The organism is Mesorhizobium sp. WSM3868, assembly GCF_002294785.1.
GTDB lineage: Bacteria > Pseudomonadota > Alphaproteobacteria > Rhizobiales > Rhizobiaceae > Mesorhizobium.
The window spans coordinates 1-17,907 of the sequence record NZ_NSGB01000027.1 but is presented as its reverse complement, the minus strand read 5'-3'; the positions used below and the strand labels follow the sequence as shown (position 1 = coordinate 17,907).

The window sequence follows — 17,907 nt, the reverse complement described above, 5'->3', positions numbered from 1 at the left end:
CTGGGCATGCGCGCCGTGGAGCGGTTCCAGTTAGCTGGAGACGCACTATCCGATGCGCGCGTCGATGATCTCGACGAAGCGCGCGAAGAGGCCGGCCTGCGACTTGATCTTGAGCTTGCGATAGATGTTGCGGCGATGGACCTTCACGGTCCCTGGGACGATCCTGAGCGCCCTGGCGATCGATTCCGTCGAGTGACCCTGGAGCACCAGGTCGACGACCTGTTTCTCGCGCGAGGTCAGCGACAGGCTCTTCCAGATGTGGGCGCGATCCAGCTCATTGGTCACCGCCAGGGCTTCGCCCGGCGGCGCAACCGTGGTCTCTTCGGCAGGCAAGGCTGGCCAGCGCTGTCGGCAGAAGCCGACCACCGCGGGAGCCATGTCGCGCAACAGCCTGGCGTCGGCTGTTCCGAACGGCCCCGAGGCGCGCAGCCGCATCAGCGACAGCACCAGCGCATCCTTGCCGGCCAGCGGAACGAAGAAGCCGACCTCCTCGGCGAGCCGGGTCTGGCTGTAGTACGAGCGGTAGTACTCGCTGGCATAGAAGCGGTCCGGCGCCAACTCGCGCATGCGCCAGAAGCCTTCCCTGCGCTCGACCGCGGCGTGATGGAAGGGGTCGAGCAGATAGGGCCCCTCCTGATAGAGCGCGACGAAGATGTGGCTTTCGGCCGGCGAGAAGGTCTCGAACAGAAGCGGCGGCCGCGCAGCACCCCGATAGCCGAAGACGACGCAGTGATCGAAGCGGACATGCCCGCGCAGCCAGCCGACGATCGCCTTGCCGAAATGATCGCCGGTCTCGCGCGCCGCGGCAATCACGGCGCCGAGCGCGTTGTAGTCGTCGCTGCGGGAGGCGCTCAATTCATACCCCTCGAAATGCTAAAATCAATTAAATATACCACCCGCGAGGTATATACTAGGCGCCATTGGCTCTGCTAGCTTTGCAAAGATTGCCTCACGCTGTCGCTGGAGCCCGTGGCTTGACTGCAGTGCCCGATATCGAGTTTCGCGCGGTCACCAAGCGCTACGGCGCCGTCACGGCGGTCAGCGGCATCGACCTTGCCATCCCGCCCGCGGCCTTCGTCGCCCTGCTCGGACCATCCGGCTGCGGCAAGACGACATGCCTGCGTATGATCGGCGGCTTCGAGCAGCCGAGCGAGGGGCAGGTGCTGATCCGCGGCCGCGACATGGCCGGAACGCCGCCTTACCGGCGTCCGGTCAACATGGTGTTCCAGCAGTACGCGCTGTTTCCGCATCTCGATGTCGAGGAGAACATCTCCTACGGACTGCGCCAGGCAAGGCCGCGTCTGTCATCGCGCGAGATCAGCCTGAAGGCAGGCGAGGCGTTGGCCATGGTGCAGCTTGCCGGCTACGGACGCCGCAAGATCCACGAGCTTTCCGGCGGCCAGCAGCAGCGCGTCGCGCTCGCCCGGGCGCTGGTCAACAAGCCTGCGGTGCTGTTGCTCGACGAGCCGCTGGCGGCGCTCGACAAGAAGCTGCGCACAGACATGCAGATCGAGCTGCAGAACCTGCAGCGCGAAATCGGCATCACCTTCGTTCTGGTCACCCACGATCAGGAGGAGGCGCTGTCGATGAGCGACTTCGTGTGCGTCATGAATGGCGGCTGCGTGGTGCAAATCGGCCAGCCGAGCGAGATCTATGACGAGCCGGCCGATCTGTTCGTCGCCGATTTCGTCGGCAAGACGAATCTGCTCAGCGGCAAGGTGGCCGGGCTCTCCGGCGACCTCGTCGACGTGGCGCTCGCAGACGGCACGGTGATTTCGGCGCGCAAGCGGGTACCGCTCAGCCGGGGCGAGGCCGTATCCGTCAGCCTTCGGCCGGAATCGCTCAGCCTCTCGGCGCCCGGAGGCGGCGGTCTCAAGGGCATTGTCCGGAACCGCATCTTTCTTGGCTCGACCGCGGAATACGCGATCGAAGTGCAGGGCATTGGATCATTGCTTACCAAGGCCGATCACGTGACTGGCCGGGGCAACCTTTTCAAGCCGGGCGAACCCGTCGCCATCGGCTTCGCCGCCGGAGCGCCGCTGGCGTTTCCGCACCCTAAGAACAACGGGACCAACCAGAGGGAAGACCAACATGTCAAAATCCTATCGTGACGGATTGCCGATAAGCCCCGAAAAATTCGTCGACCAATTGATGCGCCTGAAGCGCGGCTCGATCAGCCGACGCGACTTCCTTGGCCTCACCGGTCTTGGTGTCGCGACCGCGGTGATGGCGCGCGAGCTCGGCATCATGCCGACACCGGCCTTTGCTGCCGAGAACCTCGGCGACCGCATGTCTATCGCCACCTGGCCGAACTATCACGACCCGCAGACCTTCGAGAACTTCAAGGCCGAGACGGGCGTGGCCGTCGAGGTCAACGTCTTCGGTTCGAACGAAGAGATGCTGGCCAAGCTGCAGGCCGGCGGCTCGGGCTGGAGCCTGTTCGTGCCGACCAACTACACCATCTCGACCTATAAGAAGCTCGGCATCATCGAGCCGCTGGACATGGCCAAGCTCGGCAATTTCGACGGCAGCAAGGAAGATGCCCGCTTCACCGCGGAAGGCACGATCGACGGCACGATTTACGCCGTGCCGAAGAACTGGGGCACGACCGGCTTTGCCGTCAACACCAAGAAGCTCGCCAAGCCTATGTCGAGCTGGAAGGAATTCTGGGACACGGCCATGGCGGAAGGCGACGGCCGCACCATGGTGCATGACTACCAGCTGACCACGATCGGCAATGCGCTGAAATATCACGGCTACTCGTTCAACTCGCTGAAGCAGGACGAGCTCGCCAAGGCCGAGGAACTGCTGCTCAAGGTCAAGCCGCATCTGTTCGCGGTGTCGAGCGACTATCAGCCATCGATGCGCTCGGGCGACGCCTGGATGACGATGTGCTGGACCAATGACGGCGCGCAGCTTCATCGCGATATCCCTGAGATCGCCTATGTGCTCGGCAAGGAGGGCGGCGAGATCTGGACCGACTTCTACGCCATCCCGAAGGACGCGCCGAACAAGCCGGCCGGCTATGCGCTGCTCAACTACCTGATGAACCCGAAGGTCGCCGTCAAGGAGCATCTGGCCAATGGCGCGCCCTCGACCGACGCGCGGGTCAATGCGCTGCTGCCGAAGGAGGTGCTCGAGAACCCGATCCTCTATCCGGCCGCCGAGCTTCTGAAGCCGCTCGAGTTCGGCGCCGCCGCGACGCTCACCGATCCGGGCCGCGCCGAGCTGATGGCGCGCTTCAAGGCCGCGTGAGTCAGGGCACCAACTCCGGTCAAGTTCTTACCGCCGGCGGGCCAAGGTCCGCCGGCGCCGAAGCGGCTTTTTCAATGCGCGGCAGTTTCCTTCGCAAAAATCTCCTGACGGCCCTGCTGCTCGCTCCGGCGACGCTGTGGCTCGTCGTGTTCCTGGTCTTGCCGTTCGTCGCCATCGCCGTCTTCAGCGTCGGTGAGCGGGCACCCGAGGGCGGCTACCAGGCTGCGTTCACCTTCGCTCAATATGCCAACCTGCCGGCACGGGCGACCGCCTTCTGGAACACGATGGTGCTGGCGCCGGTCGGCGCGCTGGCCTGCCTCCTCGTTGCCTATCCCGTCGCCTATTACCTGGCGCTGCGCGCGCCGCAGCGCTGGCGGCTGATCCTGCTCGCGCTGATCGTCATCCCGTTCTGGACCAGCCTTCTGATGCGCACCTATGCCTGGATGTACATCCTTGGCGGGCGCGGCATTCCCGCCCTGCTCGCCTATATAGGCATCGAGGATCTCAGGCTGATCAACACGCCTGGCGCCGTGCTGCTCGGCATCGTCTATGGCTATCTTCCGCTGATGATCCTGCCGATTTATGTCAGCCTCGAACGGCTCGACCGGCGGCTGCTCGAGGCGTCCGCCGATCTGGGTGCTACGCCGCTATCGACCTTCCTCGGCGTCACGCTCCGGCTGTCGCTGCCGGGCGTGATGACCGGCTTCTCGCTGGTGATGATCCTGCTGCTCGGCGAGTATCTGATCCCGACGCTGCTTGGCGGCGGCAAGGTGTTCTTCATCGGCAACGCCTTGGTCGACCTCTTCTTGCAGTCACGCAACTGGCCGTTCGGATCGGCGATTGCCATCACGCTGGTGCTGGTCTCGGTCGTGGTGCTGATCATCGCCAACCGCCTCTCGACTCGGCTTTCGGGCGCCCGCCGCGTGGACCTGATCTGATGCGCGCCTTCGTCGTTGCCGTCTTTGCTTTCCTCTATCTGCCGATCGCGCTGGTCGTGCTGTTCTCGTTCAATGCGGGCCACCACGCCAGCGAGTTCACCGGCTTCTCCGAGCAATGGTACGGCAAGGCGCTGTCAAACCCGTTCCTGGTCGAGGCGCTGAAGAACAGCCTGTTCATCGCCACCACCAGCGCGCTGCTCGCGGCCTTCTGCGGCACGGCCGCGGCGCTCGGGCTGCAGCGTGTCGGCGCGCGGACAAGGGGCGTGTTCGACGCGTTGCTGGGTGCCGCGATCGTTGTGCCGGGCGTCGTCATCGGGATCTCGACGCTGGTGGCCCTGGTGCAGCTCTTCGCCGTCGTTAACCCGTTCCTCGCTTCGGTTTGGCCGACCGACCAGCCGCCGCGCCTGGCGCTCGGCTACGGCTCGATCATCGCCGCGCACGGCCTGTTCTCGATGGCGCTGGTGACGATGATCGTCGGCACGCGGCTCAGCAGCCTCGACCGCAACCTGGTCGAGGCCTCGAGCGATCTCTATGCAACACCGCTGACGACGTTCCGCTCGATCGTGCTGCCGCAGATCATGCCGGCTGTGATTGCCGGCTTCCTGCTCGCCTTCACCTTCTCCTTCGACGACTTCATCATCGCCTTCTTCGTCGCCGGCGCGCAGACGACCTTGCCGATCTATGTCTTTGCCTCGATCCGACGCGGGGTGACGCCGGAGATCAACGCCATCGCGACGATCGTGCTCGCCGCCTCGGTGCTGCTCGTCCTGCTCGCGCAATGGCAGCTCGGCCGACGAAAACCATCGCCGTGAAAGACAGATCCATGATTTTGAAAGATCGCATCGCCGTGGTGACGGGCGCCGGGTCGGGCATCGGGCGCGCCGGCGCCATGATCATGGCGCGGGAAGGGGCTGTCGTGGTGATCGCCGACCGGGATCCGGCGGCAGGCGAGGCCACGGCGGCCGCTATCCGCGCAGCCCGCGGCCGCGCCGAAGCGGTTGCGACTGATGTCGGCAGCGACACGGCGGTCGAGGACCTCATAGCGGGAACGCTCGGCAAGCACGGCCGGATCGATATCCTGCACAGCCATGCCGGCATCCAGGTCGGCGGCACGCTGACGGAAGTCAGCACCGACGGCATGGACGCGTCGTGGCGGATCAATGTGCGGGCGCAGTTCCTCGCGGCGAAGACCGTCATGCCGGCGATGATCGCGCAGGGCGGCGGCGTCATCCTCAACACTGCGTCCAATTCCGGCGTCTTCTACGATCGCGAGATGATCGCCTATGCTACGTCCAAGCATGCGGTGGTGGCGATGACCAGGCAGATGTCGCTCGACTACGCCAAGCACAATGTGCGCATCAACGCGCTCTGTCCGGGCTGGGTCGACACGCCGTTCAACGAGCCGTTCATCACCCAGATGGGCGGACGCAACGCGATCGAAAACTATGTCCGGACCAAGATCCCGATGGGGCGCTGGGCGAGCGCGCAGGAAATCGCCGAAGCAATCCTGTTCCTGGTCTCCGACCGCTCGTCCTTCATGACCGGCCAGGCGCTGGTCGTCGACGGCGGCGAAAGCATCGGCTGAGGCGCGCTTGGCGAGCGATCTACCGGTCGACGGGATTTCCAAATGCCGGATCGCGGCGTCGCGAGTAGGTGTCGATACGCGGCAGATCGTCGGAAAATTCCAGCCAGGGCAGACGCAGCCGCCAATAGGCGTGGGCTTGTGGCCGAAACCGCTCCGGATGGTCGAAGAAGCCGATGGTGACATAAAGCTCATCGTTCAGTCCCTCGTCGCGATAGGCGATCGAGGTGCCGCATTTCTCGCAGAAGCTGCGGACGATGCCCCGGGTTTTCGAGAATTCCCTGGGCTGGCCGCGGGTCAAGCGAAACTGGTCCGGCCGGTAACCGATCCAGATGGTCAGCGGGCTTCCGATCGCCCGGCGGCAGTCGTCATCATGGTCGAAGCAGATCCAGAACGGATCGCCCTGCATCTCGGCCGCGATCGCCCCGCAAAAACATGCCCCCGTTTCGATCGTGCTTTCCATCCCATCGCTCCTGATCGTGCTGAATTCCGTCGGCCGCGCTGTGCGCCGGTGGCGTGCTCAGTGGGAACATCAAAACCGGCAGCGGGTTCCTTCGGGCGGGCAACGCGCGCAGCGGCCCCATCGGGTGGGCTTGCGCCGGAAGCAACGATCGGTCAAACCATAGGCCAGGTTCCTTGAACAGGTTTGCCGCGCAAATGGAAAAAAGCCGCTCCGGCTCTCGGCTGTTTTCAATTTCGGCCGCAATAAATCGTCTTTCAGCGGGGCATCACTAGTCATGCGCTGTTGCCGGCACGAGAATCTGCAACGCGCGGAGGAGACCAAGGTCGGTTCGCATGTCGTTCGTGACGGCTGGACCGAGGGGGTATGCGGAGCGCTCGATCCGGCCTGTTGGCCGGCCATCAGGCGGGCGTCCGTCGTTCAGATCACGTAGCTTACTCAGCGCTCAAACCGAAACGGACGTGCCCGCCGAAGCGACTTCTCCTTCGTACGGACATGACCGATGCCTGACAAACCGAATTCCTCATTTCCCAGCGCCGATCCGCAAAGCTGGCTGACCACGCATGGAATAAGCGAGGTCGAGTGCCTGGTGCCCGATGTCAACGGTGTGCTGCGCGGCAAGGCCTTGCCGGCGGCCAAGTTCCTGAAGTCGCTCGAGGACCGTGCGCTCTACCTGCCCAGCAGCGCTTTCCTGGTCGCGATCGACGGCCGCTATTCCGGCTCCATCGATGAAGGGTTCGCCTATCAGGACCCCGACATGCGCATGGTGCCCGACCTGTCGACGCTCAGCGTTGCGCCGGGCGGCGGAGACGGCAAGGCCTATGTCTTTGCCGATACGTTTCACATGGACGGCCGGCCGTGGATGGCTTCGCCGCGCCATGTGCTGAGGGCCGTGCTCGATCTTTACCGCCGGCGCGGCTGGCACGCCGTGATGGCGCCGGAGCTCGAATTCTACCTTACGGCGCCCAATCCCGATCCGGACCGGCCGCTGACCGCGCCGGTCGGGCGCAACGGACGGCCGGAAAGCGTGCAGCATCCCTATGACATGCAGGCGCTGGAGGAGTTCGAAGCGGTGACGCGTCGCCTCTATGAGCACGCCGCGGCGGCCGGCCTGCCGCTCGACACGCTGATCCACGAATCCGGCACGGCGCAGCTCGAGATCAACTTCCTCCATGGCGACCCGCTGGCGCTGGCCGACAAGGTGCTGTTGTTCAAGCGCATGGCCAGGCAGGCGGCGCAGGCGAGCGGTATGCACGCCACCTTCATGGCGAAGCCGATCGCGGCGCAGGCCGGCAGCTCGATGCATCTTCACATGTCCATCATCGACGAAGGCGGCGAGCCCCTGTTTGCCGGCAAAGACGGCGAGGACACAGAAATGTTCGCGCACTTCATCGGGGGCCTGCAGAAATACGTGCCTGAAATCATGCCGCTGCTTGCGCCCAACGTGAACTCGTATCGCCGCATCCGGCCGGGCCACAGCGCGCCGGCCAATATCGAATGGTCGCATGATAACCGCTCCTGCGGCCTGCGGGTGCCGATGGGCGGGCGCGCCGCGCGGCGGGTGGAGAACCGGTTGCCGGGAGCCGACGCCAATCCCTACCTCGCCATGGCCGGCTCGCTGATCGCCGGATATCTGGGCGTCGAGGAGAAGCTGGCCCGCTCGCAAGCAGCCTTCGGCAACGCCTATCGCAGCCAGAGCACGCTGCCCAAGACCATGGAGGAAGCGCTCGACCGTTTCGCCGCCTGCGAGCCGGTGCGGGCGCTACTCGGGGAGGATTTCTTCCAAACCTATCTGCGCGTGAAAAGCGTAGAGCTCGACCTGTTCCAGACGGTGGTGACGTCGTGGGAACGCGACCATCTGCTGCTCAAGGTGTGACTATGGCTTCGACGGGTTTCAATTCCGGACTTGATATCGGCAAATCCTATTATGTGGCGACTGCCAATGCGGCGCCGGACCATCCGGCGCTTACCGGCGATGTAGAAGCCGACCTGGTGGTCGTCGGTGGCGGCTGCACCGGGCTTTCGGCGGCGCTCCATGCGGCCGAACGCGGCCTTAAAGTGGTGCTGCTCGAAGGCGGCAAGATCGGCTGGGGTGCCTCCGGGCGCAATGGCGGCCAGATAATCCCCGGTCTGCGCAAGGGCGCCAAGGGGCTGGTCAAGGCGTTCGGGCCGGAGCGGGCGAAAGCGCTGTTCGACCTCGCCTTCGAGGCGAGAGGCTTGGTGCTCGACATTATCGAGCGCCACGGCATCGAGTGCGACTTGCGGCTGACCGGCCATCTGGTCGGCGCGGTCAACGGCTCCGACATGCGCGAATTCGAGGAGGAGGCCGAGTGCCTCGCCAAGGTGATGGACTTCCCGCATGTCGAGATCCTGTCGGCGGCGGAGGCGCGGCGCATGGTCGATACGCCTTATCTCGGTGCATCCTTCGAGACGCTCGGCGGCCACATGCATCCGCTGAACTACACCCTGGGGCTCGCCAGGGCCGCTTCTGCCGCTGGCGTCACCATCCACGAGAACTCGGTCGCTGTCCGGTTGGAGCGCGAGCCCGCTATCCGGCTGTTCACCGACAAGGGCTCGGTCCGTGCCAGGCATGTGGTGCTGGCCGGCGATGCGCTGCTCAACGGGCTCGAGCCGCGCGTCAACAGCCGCATCATGCCGATCGGCAACTACATCGTCGCCACCGAGCCGTTGGGCGCGCGCAACGTCATCCCGTCCAACGCCGCGGTTTCGGACACGCTTTTCGTGGTCAATTACTACCGCATGTCCGCGGATGGCCGCCTGCTGTTCGGCGGCGGCGAGCGCTATACGCCCTCGCCGCCCGCCGACATTGCCGGCTTCGTGCGGCCGCATATGGAAAAGACCTTCCCACAGCTTAGGGGGTGCCGGATCGACCATGCCTGGGGCGGGCTCGTGTCGGTGACGACGTCGCGCCTGCCGCATGTCGGGCATTATGGCGAGGTTTATTTCGCGCATGGCTATTCCGGCAAGGGCGTCATCCTGTCGACGCTGTCGGGCAAGCTGCTCGCGGAAGCGATCACCGGCGATGCCTCGCGGCTCGACCTGTTCTCGACGCTGACGCCGCTGCCGTTCCCCGGCGGCACGGCGCTGCGCGGGCCGCTCTATGTGCTCGGCATGCTGTGGTATGCGATGCGGGATCGCCTCAGGCATTGAGGCGCCGACTTTCCCGTCGGTGCCGGCGACGAATCCAGCGCGAAACTGCACGTCGTCGCCAAAATCAAATCGTCGGCTTGCTAGGTGTCGCGGTTGGTCAGCGCGATGTGGCAGCAGCCGGAGCCGTGGCCCGGCGTCCAGGTCACGTTGGCGAACCGCACGCCGGTTGCTTCGAACAGTCCGCGGTCGAAGGCGCCGGCGATGCGGCAGAGCGTGGCAAGCTTTTCCTGGCCGACGCCGGCCTCGATCCAGGCATCCTTCAGCGGGCAGCGCTTCACCTTGAAAGCGATGCGGTCCGGCCCGCGCTCGACGTCGGTCGGATACATGCGCCCGCCATCCGGGCTGACGGAAAGGAACGCCTCGCCGATCGCCAGCGCATCATTGGGGCCGAAACCGGCGAAAGCGGCCGCTGCAACTTCCCGGCCGCGCTTTTCGATGGTGCGGATCATTAATGCTTCGGCCTTCTCGGCGCCAAGCGCGGCGGTCAGCTCATCGAGGAAGAGGCGATAGAGATCGCCCCGGTTGCGAAAGGCGGAGTCGAGCTCGCGCGACAGTTTTTCGGCAATGGCTGCGTCGGAGTCGGTCATGGTGTTTTGATCCTATTCAGCCTCGGGGTTGCCGCCACCAGCGCCTTGCCGACCGCCGATTGCGGGCTGGCGATGACGGTGCGGGCGTCGCCGCTCTCGGCGACCCGGCCGGCTTCGAGGAGAACGATGCGATGCGCGAGGGCGCGGATTACGCCGAGATCATGCGAAATGAAGAGATAGGCGATCCGTTCCTGTCTTTGCAGGTCGAGCAGCAAATCCAGGATCTGTCCGCGCACCGAAACGTCGAGCGCCGAGACCGCCTCGTCGAGGACGATCAGCGACGGTCGGGTGGCGATGGCGCGGGCGATCGCTACCCGCTGGCGCTGGCCGCCGGAAATCTCGTGGATCGCGCGCGCGGCAAGGCCGGCATCGAGGCCGACACGCTCCAAGAGAGCTGCGATGCGGCGCGGGCGCTCCGAGCGCGAGGCGATGCCGTGGATGCGCAACGGGTCGTCCAGCGCACGCGCCACCGTGGAGCGCGGGTTAAAGGCGGCGAGCGGATCCTGGAAGACCATCTGGAGGCGGGCACGGCGGGCGCGCAACGCGGCGCCCGACAAGATAAGCAAGTCCGCGCCCTCGAATTGGATGCGCCCAGCGTCGGGCTCTAGCAGGCGCAGTACCAGCCGCGCAATCGTCGACTTGCCGCTGCCGGACGGGCCGGCGACGGCCAGCGTTTCGGCCGGGCCGATCTCAAACGAGACATCGTCGACCGCCGCAAAAGGTTTGCCGCCGCGGCGATAGCGCTTGGAGAGATTGGAGACGGCGAGCACGGTCATGCCGAGGCGCCTTGCCGGTCAAGAAGCGGCTTGGCGTCGAGGCCGAGATGGGCATCGAGCAGCATGCGCGTATAGGCATGGCGCGGCGCGTTGAGGATCTGGTCCGTGTCGCCCAATTCGACCAACTCGCCATGGCGCAGCACCGCGATGCGTTCGGCGAGCGTGGCGGCGAGCGCGATGTCGTGGCTAATGAAGGCGAGCGTCAGGCCGTCCTCGTTGACCAACCCGCGGATCAGGGAAACGATCTCGGCCTGGACGATGGTGTCGAGCGCGCTGGTCGCCTCGTCGGCAATCAGCAGTTTCGGGGCGGCGGCGATGGCCGCGGCGATTGCAACGCGCTGCTTCTGGCCGCCGGACAGCTGGTGCGGATAGGCGCGCAAGGCGGCTTCGGAGTCGGGCAAGCGGACGCGTCCGAGCAGGGTCTTGGCTTTGGCATAGGCCTCGCGCCAGGTGAGGTTGAGATGCGTGCGTGCGACCTCGGCGATTTGTTTGCCGACCGGCATCACCGGGTCGAGGCTGAAGGAGGGGTCCTGGAAGACGAAGCCGATGTCGCGGCCACCTAAGGGCTGAAAATGCGAAGCTGTCACGGAATGAGACGATCGAGGTTTCTGCCACTCGATCGAACCTCCAACCTCGGCCGCTTCCGCCAACAATCCCGCAACCGCCAGCGCCAGCGTGCTCTTGCCCGAGCCGCTCTCACCGATGATCGCAAGGCGTTCCCCGGCTTCCACATCAAGGCTGATGCCCTTCAGCGCCGTTACCTCGACGCCCTCGCGCCGATACCGCACCGTCAGATCGCGGATCGAAAGCAGCGCAGTCACGAAAGGCTCCTGCGTACCGCGGTGCTTTCCACCACGCCCTCGCCGGCGAGGTAAACGCCGAGAACGGTCAGCACCAGCGCGATACCGGGAACGATCGACAGCAAAGGCGCGGTGCGCAAGACAGTGCGGCCTTCGGCGATCATGCCGCCCCAGGTGACGCGGTTGGGATCACCGAGGCCGAGAAAGGAAAGCGCTGCTTCGGTGAGGATGGCGGCCGCGACGATCACCGAGGAAAGCGCCAGCACCGGCGGCAGCGCATTGGGCAGCACCTCACGAAAGGCAATCTCGAGCGGATGCATGCCGATGACGCGAGCGCCGGCGACATAGTCGCGCTCGCGGATCGACAGCACTTCCGCGCGCGCCACCCGCGCCGGCCCGGTCCAGGCGCCGAGCGCGATGGCCGCGATCACCACTCCAAGCGAGGGGCCGACGATGCTGACGAAGGCCAGCGCCAGCAAAAAACTCGGCACGGTCTGGAAGGCGTCGGTGATGCGCATCAGCACCTCGTCGATCAGGCCGCCGGCGAAACCGGCCAGCGTGCCCACCACCGCGCCGACCAGAAGCGCAGCGGCGGCCGCCGCTAGTCCAACCGCCAGCGAGGTGCGCGCGCCGTGGAAAAGTTCGGCCAGCAGGTCGCGGCCGAGCCGGTCGGTGCCGAGCGGCAGCGACCAATTTTGCAACGGCGGCAGCAAGGCCGGGCCGGCGATCGCTTGCGGGTCGTCCGGAAAGAGCAGCGGCGCTGCCAGCGCGATCGCGACGAGCAAGGCGAGGATGAGTGCGCCGGCGATCGCTTCCGGCGTCTGGAAAAAGCGATGCAGCCTCTTCATGCGACCGCCTCGCCGGCACCGACGCGCGGATCGAGGAAGGCGTAGGCGAGATCGACCAGGAGGTTGATGACGATAACGAGCACGGCGCTCACCAAAATGATGCCGAGCAGCAGCGGCGTGTCGCGTCCGGCGACGGCTTCCTGCGCCAGCCGGCCGAGGCCGGGGACGGCAAAGACGCTTTCGATGACAACGCTGCCGCCCAGCATCTGCGCCGATTGCAAGCCGAGCATGGTGACCAGCGGCAGCAGCGCGTTGCGGGCGACATGCGCAAGCACGATGCGCCGGCGCGGCAAGCCCCTGGCACGGGCGGCAAGCACGAAATCCTGCCGCCAGGCTTCCGCCATGCCGGCGCGCATCATGCGCAAATAGAGCGCGAGATAGATGAAGCCGAGCGCCGAGACCGGCAGCACAAGATGGGCGGCGATGTCGCCGGCCCGCGCCACCCCGGTCTTGGCCGATGCGACGGTCTCGATGCCGCCGATCGGCAGCCAGCGCAGGTCGACGGCAAAGACGACGATCAGCACAAGGCCGAGCCAGAACCCCGGCACGGCGTAGAGCGCGAGCGAGCCGATCGACAGGAAGCGGTCGCGAAAGCTTCCGGGACGCGCGCCGGCATAGATGCCGAGCGCCGAGCCGAGGCCGAAGGAGAGCGCGATGGCGCTGCCCATCAGGATGAGCGTGGTCGGCAGGCGTTCGAGGATGACGTCGCGGATCGGCCGCGAGAAGGTGACGGACTGGCCAAGGTCGAGGTGCAAGAGCGCCCAGAGATAGTTGGCGAGCCGGGTCAGCTCCGACTGGTCGAGGCCCCAGCGGTGGCGCAGCAATTCGATCATGCCGGCATCGCCGCCGGTCGAGACGATATAGGCGTCGACCGCGTCGCCGGGGGCAGCTTCGAGCAGCAGGAAGCTGCCGATGACGACGATCAGCAGCACGAAGACGCTGCCGACGAGACGGCGGCGCAGGAGGGTGAGGGCTCGGGTCATGGCGACGCCATATCAGGGCCAACCCTTGGATGCCGCGTCCGGCAGGACAGAGGGGGGCGCGACGGAACTCTCATTCTCAAAGCTCAGCACCCAGGCAGGCAATCCGCAAGTGCGGATCAACCCGCCAAAAAGGTGTCCGCCCAGTTCGATACCGCCCAGCGCGGGTTGTTGGCGATGTTGCCGACAGTGTCGCGGGCGACGGAAATGAAGCTCCATTCGGCGACGTTGATCAGCGGCAGGTCGGCCGCCACCATTTTCTGGAATTCCTTGTAGAGCTCGGTGCGGGCGGATGTGTCGAGCGTCTCTGACGCTTTGGCGATCAGCGAATCCAGGTCGGCGTTCTTGTAGCCACCCTGGTTGGAGAAGGGCACGCCGTCGGGGATGCCGCTCTGCACCAGGATGGTGGTCGAGATCGCCGGGTCGCCTCGGAACACCGGCGGGCCGACGGCGAGGTCGAAGGCATGGTCGGTATAGACCGCCTTCATATGGGCGGCCGAGTCGTTATTGACGATTTGGGCGTCGATGCCGATTACGGCTAGCGCCTGGCGCAGGTAATCGCCGAACTGCTTGGTCTCATTGAAGTAGGGCGCCGGCAGCAGCTTCAGTGCAAAGCGCTTGCCGTCGTCGGCCCGTTTGTAGCCGGCCTCGTCGAGCAGCTCGTTGGCCTTGGCGACGTCGAAGGGGTAGATCGGGACGTCAGCAGTGTAGAATTGCGGATCGTTCTTCGGCACCGGACCGGTTGCGGTCGCGGCGTAGCCGAGGAAAATTGTCTTGACGACGAAATCCTTGTCGATGGCATGCGTGATCGCCTGCCGCACTTTCAGGTCCGCCAGTTCCTTGCGGCGATGGTTGATCTCGACGACGAGCTGGTAGGTCAGCCCCTCATAGCCCTTGGTGATGACCTTCAGACCCGGCACCTTTGAGATGCGGTCGAGGTCGGCGAGCGGCACGGCGGAGAAGGCGGCGAGCTGGATTTCTTCCGCCTCGAGCGCCGCAGCCGCAGAGGTTCGGTCGGGCAGCACCTGGTAGACGATCTCGTCGAGATAGGGCTCGTCCTTGTCCCAATAGGCATCGTTCCGGGCAAGCCGATAGTACTGGCCGGCCTTGTATTCGGCGAATTTGAACGGGCCGGTGCCGACCGGAGCGTTGTTGGCCGGGTTGTCCTCGATCTTGCCCATCTCATAGACGTGCTTCGGCACGACGCTGCTCAATGCCGGCAGCGCGTTGCGGATCAGCTGGAACGGCGTCGGCTTGGCGAATTTGAACACGGCCGTAAGCTTGTCGGGCGTGTCGACGGCTTCAAGGTCCTTGAACACCGTGCGGCCGAGATTCTGCAGAGGCTTCCAGACCTGCAGCGCGGAGAAGGCGACGTCGGCGGAGGTGAAGGGCTTGCCGTCATGCCATTTGACGCCGTCGCGCAACTTGAAGGTCACCGACCGGCCGTCGGCCGAGCCTTCCCAGGAAAGCGCAAGGCGCGGCTGAAGCCCGTCCTTGCCGTCGAAGGAGGCCTCAGCCAGCGTCTCGACCACCTTGCTGGAGATGAAGAAGACGCCGTTGGAAGCGACAATAGCCGGATTGAGGTTGCGCGGCTCGGAGTCGGCGGCCACGATCAACCTGCCACCCTTCTTCGGCGTCTGCGCCCGGCCGATGGCCGGCAACGCGGTCGAGGCCAGAAGCAGTGCCGAGCCGGCCAGCAGGCCGCGGCGTGAAATCGGCAATCCGGACATCCTCAAGCTCCCCTCTTCACCCGCGACCGGCGCGGGCAACCTCAAAATCAGCGGGATTATGGCCCTTGGGAAAGGTTTCGCCAGAGACGGATTTGGCGCATGCTGGCTTGGCTCTGAAATTTTCGTCCGCTGGACCAGTTATATTCGGTCTGCGGTCGCGACTATCTGGTAGGACCAGACTAAGCCGTACGCGGCCTCAAGCCAAGTAGGAGAGGGCGGGATCAGGCGGATGCTGTCAACGCTGGCTGGACCAGAACGGTCAAGATGGTGCAGATTTGGCCGCAAACGGCAGTTTCAGGATGTTTGACTGCTTGAGCGGCCGAGGAAATCAGGGAGGGAATGATGAACATCGCTCCGGGCAAAACCGAGGCCAGCGGCATCCCGTTCGACCAGGCTCGGGTGGACCGGCTGATGGAGGAGGCCGGCATCGATGTGCTTTTCGCCACCTCCAAGCACAACACGCAATATCTGCTCGGCGGCTACAAGTTCATCTTTTTCGCGGCGATGGACGCCATCGGCCATAGCCGCTACCTGCCGATCGTCCTCTATGAAAAAGGCGGGCCGGAGCATGCGGCCTATATCGGCAATAAGATGGAAGGCGGCGAGCACGAGAACCATCCGTTCTGGACACCGACATTGCATGCGGCCTGCTGGGGCACGCTCGACGCCGCCAACCTTGCCGTCGAGCATCTGCAGAAGATCGGCAAGCAAGCTGCCCGCATCGGCATCGAGCCTGCTTTCCTGCCGTCGGACGCTTACTCGCTGATCCGCAAGGCCCTGCCGGATGCAAAGCTGATCGATGCCACCAGCATGCTGGAGCGCATGCGCGCCATCAAGACCGAGGCCGAACTGGAGAAGCTGCGCACCGCCTCGGAACTAATCACCGACTCGATGCTGGCGACGATCGCCTGGGCGCGCGAGGGCACGACCAAGACCGACATCATCGAGCAGTTACGGCGCGAGGAGACCAATCGCGGCGCGCATTTCGAATATTGTCTGCTGACACTGGGTGCCAGCCACAACCGTGCTGCGTCGAGCCAGGCGTGGAAGCAGGGCGAGGTGCTGTCGATCGATTCCGGCGGCAACTATCACGGCTATATCGGCGACCTCTGCCGCATGGGTATTCTTGGCGAGCCGGATGCCGAGCTCGAGGATCTGCTGTCCGAAATCGAGTCGGTGCAGCAGGCCGCGTTCTCCAAGGTCAAAGCCGGCACGCTCGGCGGCGACATGATCGCGCATGCCGAGAGCGTGCTGAAGGCTTCCAAGGTCGCGGCCTATACGGATTTCTTCGCCCACGGCATGGGGCTGATCACGCATGAAGCGCCGTTTTTGATGACCAACCATCCGGTCACCTATGAAGGCACCTATGCGGCCAAGCCGCTGGAAAAGAACATGGTGCTTTCGGTCGAGACCACCATGCTTCACTCGACGCGCGGCTTCATCAAGCTCGAGGATACCGTGGCGGTGACCGACACAGGCTATGCGATGTTCGGCGATCGCGGGCGTGGGTGGAACAGGGGTGGGGTAGCCTAGAGCGCGCTCGGGAAACCAATCACTCCGAATGACCGAGTTCAAACCTCGGGGCGGCTTCTGCGGATTGATGGGAAACAAGCTTCGTCGTGCGCGCCCGCCGTCCTGGGTGTATCTTGCTGACTTGAGTTGTGGCCCGGCGCCTCCTACCAGACCGATTACGTCGGGCCGGTAGCAGGAGGAAGTTATGGCAGACGTAACATCAAGAAATCAGAACTCCGAGCTCATTCGGCGGGGTTACGCCGCCTTCAACTCCGGAGATATGGACGCGCTTGCGCAAATCATCGACGAGAAATGCACGTGGCACAGCCCGGGAAGGAATCCGATCGCCGGGGACTACAAAGGCCGTGAGGCGACTTTTGCCCAGTTCGGCCGTTATGGCGGGCAAACCCTTGGCACCTTCAGGGCGAATCTTCTGCATGTCATGGAAGGTGAGGACGGACGTGTAGTCGGCGTCCATCGCAATACCGGGGAACGCAACGGCAAACAGCTTGATGTGCTCTGTTGCATCGTCTTCGACATCAGGGCCGGCAAGGTAGTCGATGGCCGGGAACACTTCTACGACCTCTACGCCTGGGATGCATTCTGGGCTTAGCCTGGAGGTGCTATTCGCGGCAACTCGCACGAGACTGTGCGCGATATCTCCGCACACCTGTTTGCTGTAGCCCCCATACATACCTGGAGAGGTGATTGCGAAGCAAACCGGTGGGCGAATAACGCCCGCAAGCGATTTGCCATCAATTGCTTGCCTCTCGCGGCAGCAGCTTGAAATCCGGCAGGTCACGCAGCGCCAGCTCCGGGCCGGCCGGCGAATAGACGACGAAAAGCTGCATCGGCTGATCGCCCGTGTTGAGCGTCGAGTGGAAGCGGCTTTCCGGCACATAGATGGTGCAGCCGGGACCGACCTTGGCGACCACCGGATTGCCCTTCTCGTCCTCTACCATCTGTTCGCCATGGCCGGAAATCACGAAGATGATCTCCTCCGCGCCCGGGTGGTTGTGGCGGGTGTGCCCCTTGCCGGGCGGCAGGTCGACGACGCCGCCGGAGAAGCGCTCCGCGCCGTTCACCTCCGGCGCGACCGTGAGCGCCAGCTTGCCCCAGTCGAAGCCGAAGGCGCTGACCTCCTTCGGATAAACGAACACCTTGCTCTTGTCGGCCATTGCCTCATCCCTTACTAGGCTGAATCGACATTCAGCGCATCCATAGCATAGCTGCGGCGAGATGGATGAAGGCGAGGAAGTGGCCGGCGC

The 17,907-nt window shown here is 64.7% G+C and carries 18 protein-coding genes; 9 read left to right on the top strand and 9 right to left on the bottom strand.

The features are described from left to right. Positions 1–45: 45 nt before the first annotated feature. On the bottom strand, positions 46–855 hold the full coding sequence (locus CK221_RS28075) for a helix-turn-helix transcriptional regulator (protein ID WP_095780086.1): 810 nt from the start codon (positions 853–855) through the stop codon (positions 46–48). Positions 856–974: 119 nt separating this feature from the next. Between CK221_RS28075 and CK221_RS28070 the strand changes: the two genes are divergently transcribed. The 5 genes from CK221_RS28070 (at position 975) to CK221_RS28050 (ending at position 5,778) form a co-directional block, all read left to right on the top strand. After that, positions 975–2,111 carry an ABC transporter ATP-binding protein gene (locus CK221_RS28070; protein WP_095780085.1) on the top strand — a complete coding sequence of 379 codons (1,137 nt, stop codon included), beginning with the start codon at positions 975–977 and terminating at the stop codon, positions 2,109–2,111. Then, entirely contained in the window at positions 2,092–3,255 is a 1,164-nt protein-coding gene (locus tag CK221_RS28065; protein WP_095780084.1) for a spermidine/putrescine ABC transporter substrate-binding protein, read from the top strand. Before CK221_RS28070 ends, CK221_RS28065 begins: the two co-directional genes overlap by 20 nt. 74 nt (positions 3,256–3,329) lie before the next feature. Continuing rightward, the gene (locus CK221_RS28060) at positions 3,330–4,193 is read left to right on the top strand and encodes an ABC transporter permease (RefSeq protein ID WP_095780083.1); all 864 of its coding nucleotides are present in this window, start codon (positions 3,330–3,332) and stop codon (positions 4,191–4,193) included. Continuing rightward, on the top strand, positions 4,193–5,005 hold the full coding sequence (locus CK221_RS28055; RefSeq protein ID WP_066990030.1) for an ABC transporter permease: 813 nt from the start codon (positions 4,193–4,195) through the stop codon (positions 5,003–5,005). Before CK221_RS28060 ends, CK221_RS28055 begins: the two co-directional genes overlap by 1 nt. Before the next feature lie 11 nt (positions 5,006–5,016). Further along, positions 5,017–5,778 carry a glucose 1-dehydrogenase gene (locus tag CK221_RS28050; RefSeq protein ID WP_095780082.1) on the top strand — a complete coding sequence of 254 codons (762 nt, stop codon included), beginning with the start codon at positions 5,017–5,019 and terminating at the stop codon, positions 5,776–5,778. Positions 5,779–5,797: 19 nt separating this feature from the next. Here the strand turns inward: CK221_RS28050 and CK221_RS28045 are convergent, their stop codons facing one another. Continuing rightward, positions 5,798–6,238: a GFA family protein gene (locus CK221_RS28045; RefSeq protein ID WP_095780081.1), complete on the bottom strand. Its 441-nt coding sequence runs from the start codon at positions 6,236–6,238 to the stop codon at positions 5,798–5,800. Positions 6,239–6,737: 499 nt separating this feature from the next. Between CK221_RS28045 and CK221_RS28040 the strand changes: the two genes are divergently transcribed. Together CK221_RS28040 and CK221_RS28035 are read left to right on the top strand one after the other, a co-directional pair. Beyond that, positions 6,738–8,111 (top strand): glutamine synthetase family protein, encoded by a 1,374-nt coding sequence (locus CK221_RS28040; RefSeq protein WP_095780080.1) that lies wholly within the window; start codon positions 6,738–6,740, stop codon positions 8,109–8,111. Positions 8,112–8,113: 2 nt separating this feature from the next. Then, positions 8,114–9,406 (top strand): FAD-binding oxidoreductase, encoded by a 1,293-nt coding sequence (locus CK221_RS28035; protein ID WP_176478011.1) that lies wholly within the window; start codon positions 8,114–8,116, stop codon positions 9,404–9,406. Between the two features lie 80 nt (positions 9,407–9,486). Here CK221_RS28035 and CK221_RS28030 read toward each other — a convergent pair whose 3' ends face one another. The 6 genes from CK221_RS28030 to CK221_RS28005 all read right to left on the bottom strand — a co-directional run bounded on the left by CK221_RS28030 (position 9,487) and on the right by CK221_RS28005 (position 15,127). Beyond that, on the bottom strand, positions 9,487–9,993 hold the full coding sequence (locus CK221_RS28030) for an L-2-amino-thiazoline-4-carboxylic acid hydrolase (protein WP_095780078.1): 507 nt from the start codon (positions 9,991–9,993) through the stop codon (positions 9,487–9,489). Next, complete coding sequence (locus tag CK221_RS28025; RefSeq protein WP_095780077.1) at positions 9,990–10,769, bottom strand: ATP-binding cassette domain-containing protein; 780 nt, start codon at positions 10,767–10,769, stop codon at positions 9,990–9,992. The genes CK221_RS28030 and CK221_RS28025 overlap by 4 nt, the downstream gene beginning before the upstream one ends. Beyond that, positions 10,766–11,590: an ABC transporter ATP-binding protein gene (locus CK221_RS28020; protein WP_095780076.1), complete on the bottom strand. Its 825-nt coding sequence runs from the start codon at positions 11,588–11,590 to the stop codon at positions 10,766–10,768. Before CK221_RS28020 ends, CK221_RS28025 begins: the two co-directional genes overlap by 4 nt. Beyond that, entirely contained in the window at positions 11,587–12,417 is an 831-nt protein-coding gene (locus CK221_RS28015) for an ABC transporter permease (RefSeq protein WP_095780075.1), read from the bottom strand. Before CK221_RS28015 ends, CK221_RS28020 begins: the two co-directional genes overlap by 4 nt. After that, entirely contained in the window at positions 12,414–13,400 is a 987-nt protein-coding gene (locus CK221_RS28010) for an ABC transporter permease (protein ID WP_095780074.1), read from the bottom strand. Before CK221_RS28010 ends, CK221_RS28015 begins: the two co-directional genes overlap by 4 nt. A 116-nt stretch (positions 13,401–13,516) precedes the next feature. Next, positions 13,517–15,127, bottom strand: a complete 1,611-nt coding sequence (locus CK221_RS28005) for an ABC transporter substrate-binding protein (RefSeq protein ID WP_095780073.1) — start codon at positions 15,125–15,127, stop codon at positions 13,517–13,519. Positions 15,128–15,469: 342 nt separating this feature from the next. Between CK221_RS28005 and CK221_RS28000 the strand changes: the two genes are divergently transcribed. Together CK221_RS28000 and CK221_RS27995 are read left to right on the top strand one after the other, a co-directional pair. Next, entirely contained in the window at positions 15,470–16,660 is a 1,191-nt protein-coding gene (locus CK221_RS28000) for a Xaa-Pro peptidase family protein (protein WP_095780092.1), read from the top strand. A gap of 184 nt (positions 16,661–16,844) precedes the next feature. Further along, positions 16,845–17,252 (top strand): nuclear transport factor 2 family protein, encoded by a 408-nt coding sequence (locus CK221_RS27995; protein ID WP_095780072.1) that lies wholly within the window; start codon positions 16,845–16,847, stop codon positions 17,250–17,252. 142 nt (positions 17,253–17,394) lie between these two features. Here the strand turns inward: CK221_RS27995 and CK221_RS27990 are convergent, their stop codons facing one another. After that, the gene (locus CK221_RS27990) at positions 17,395–17,817 is read right to left on the bottom strand and encodes a cupin domain-containing protein (RefSeq protein ID WP_095780071.1); all 423 of its coding nucleotides are present in this window, start codon (positions 17,815–17,817) and stop codon (positions 17,395–17,397) included. Positions 17,818–17,907: the final 90 nt, after the last annotated feature.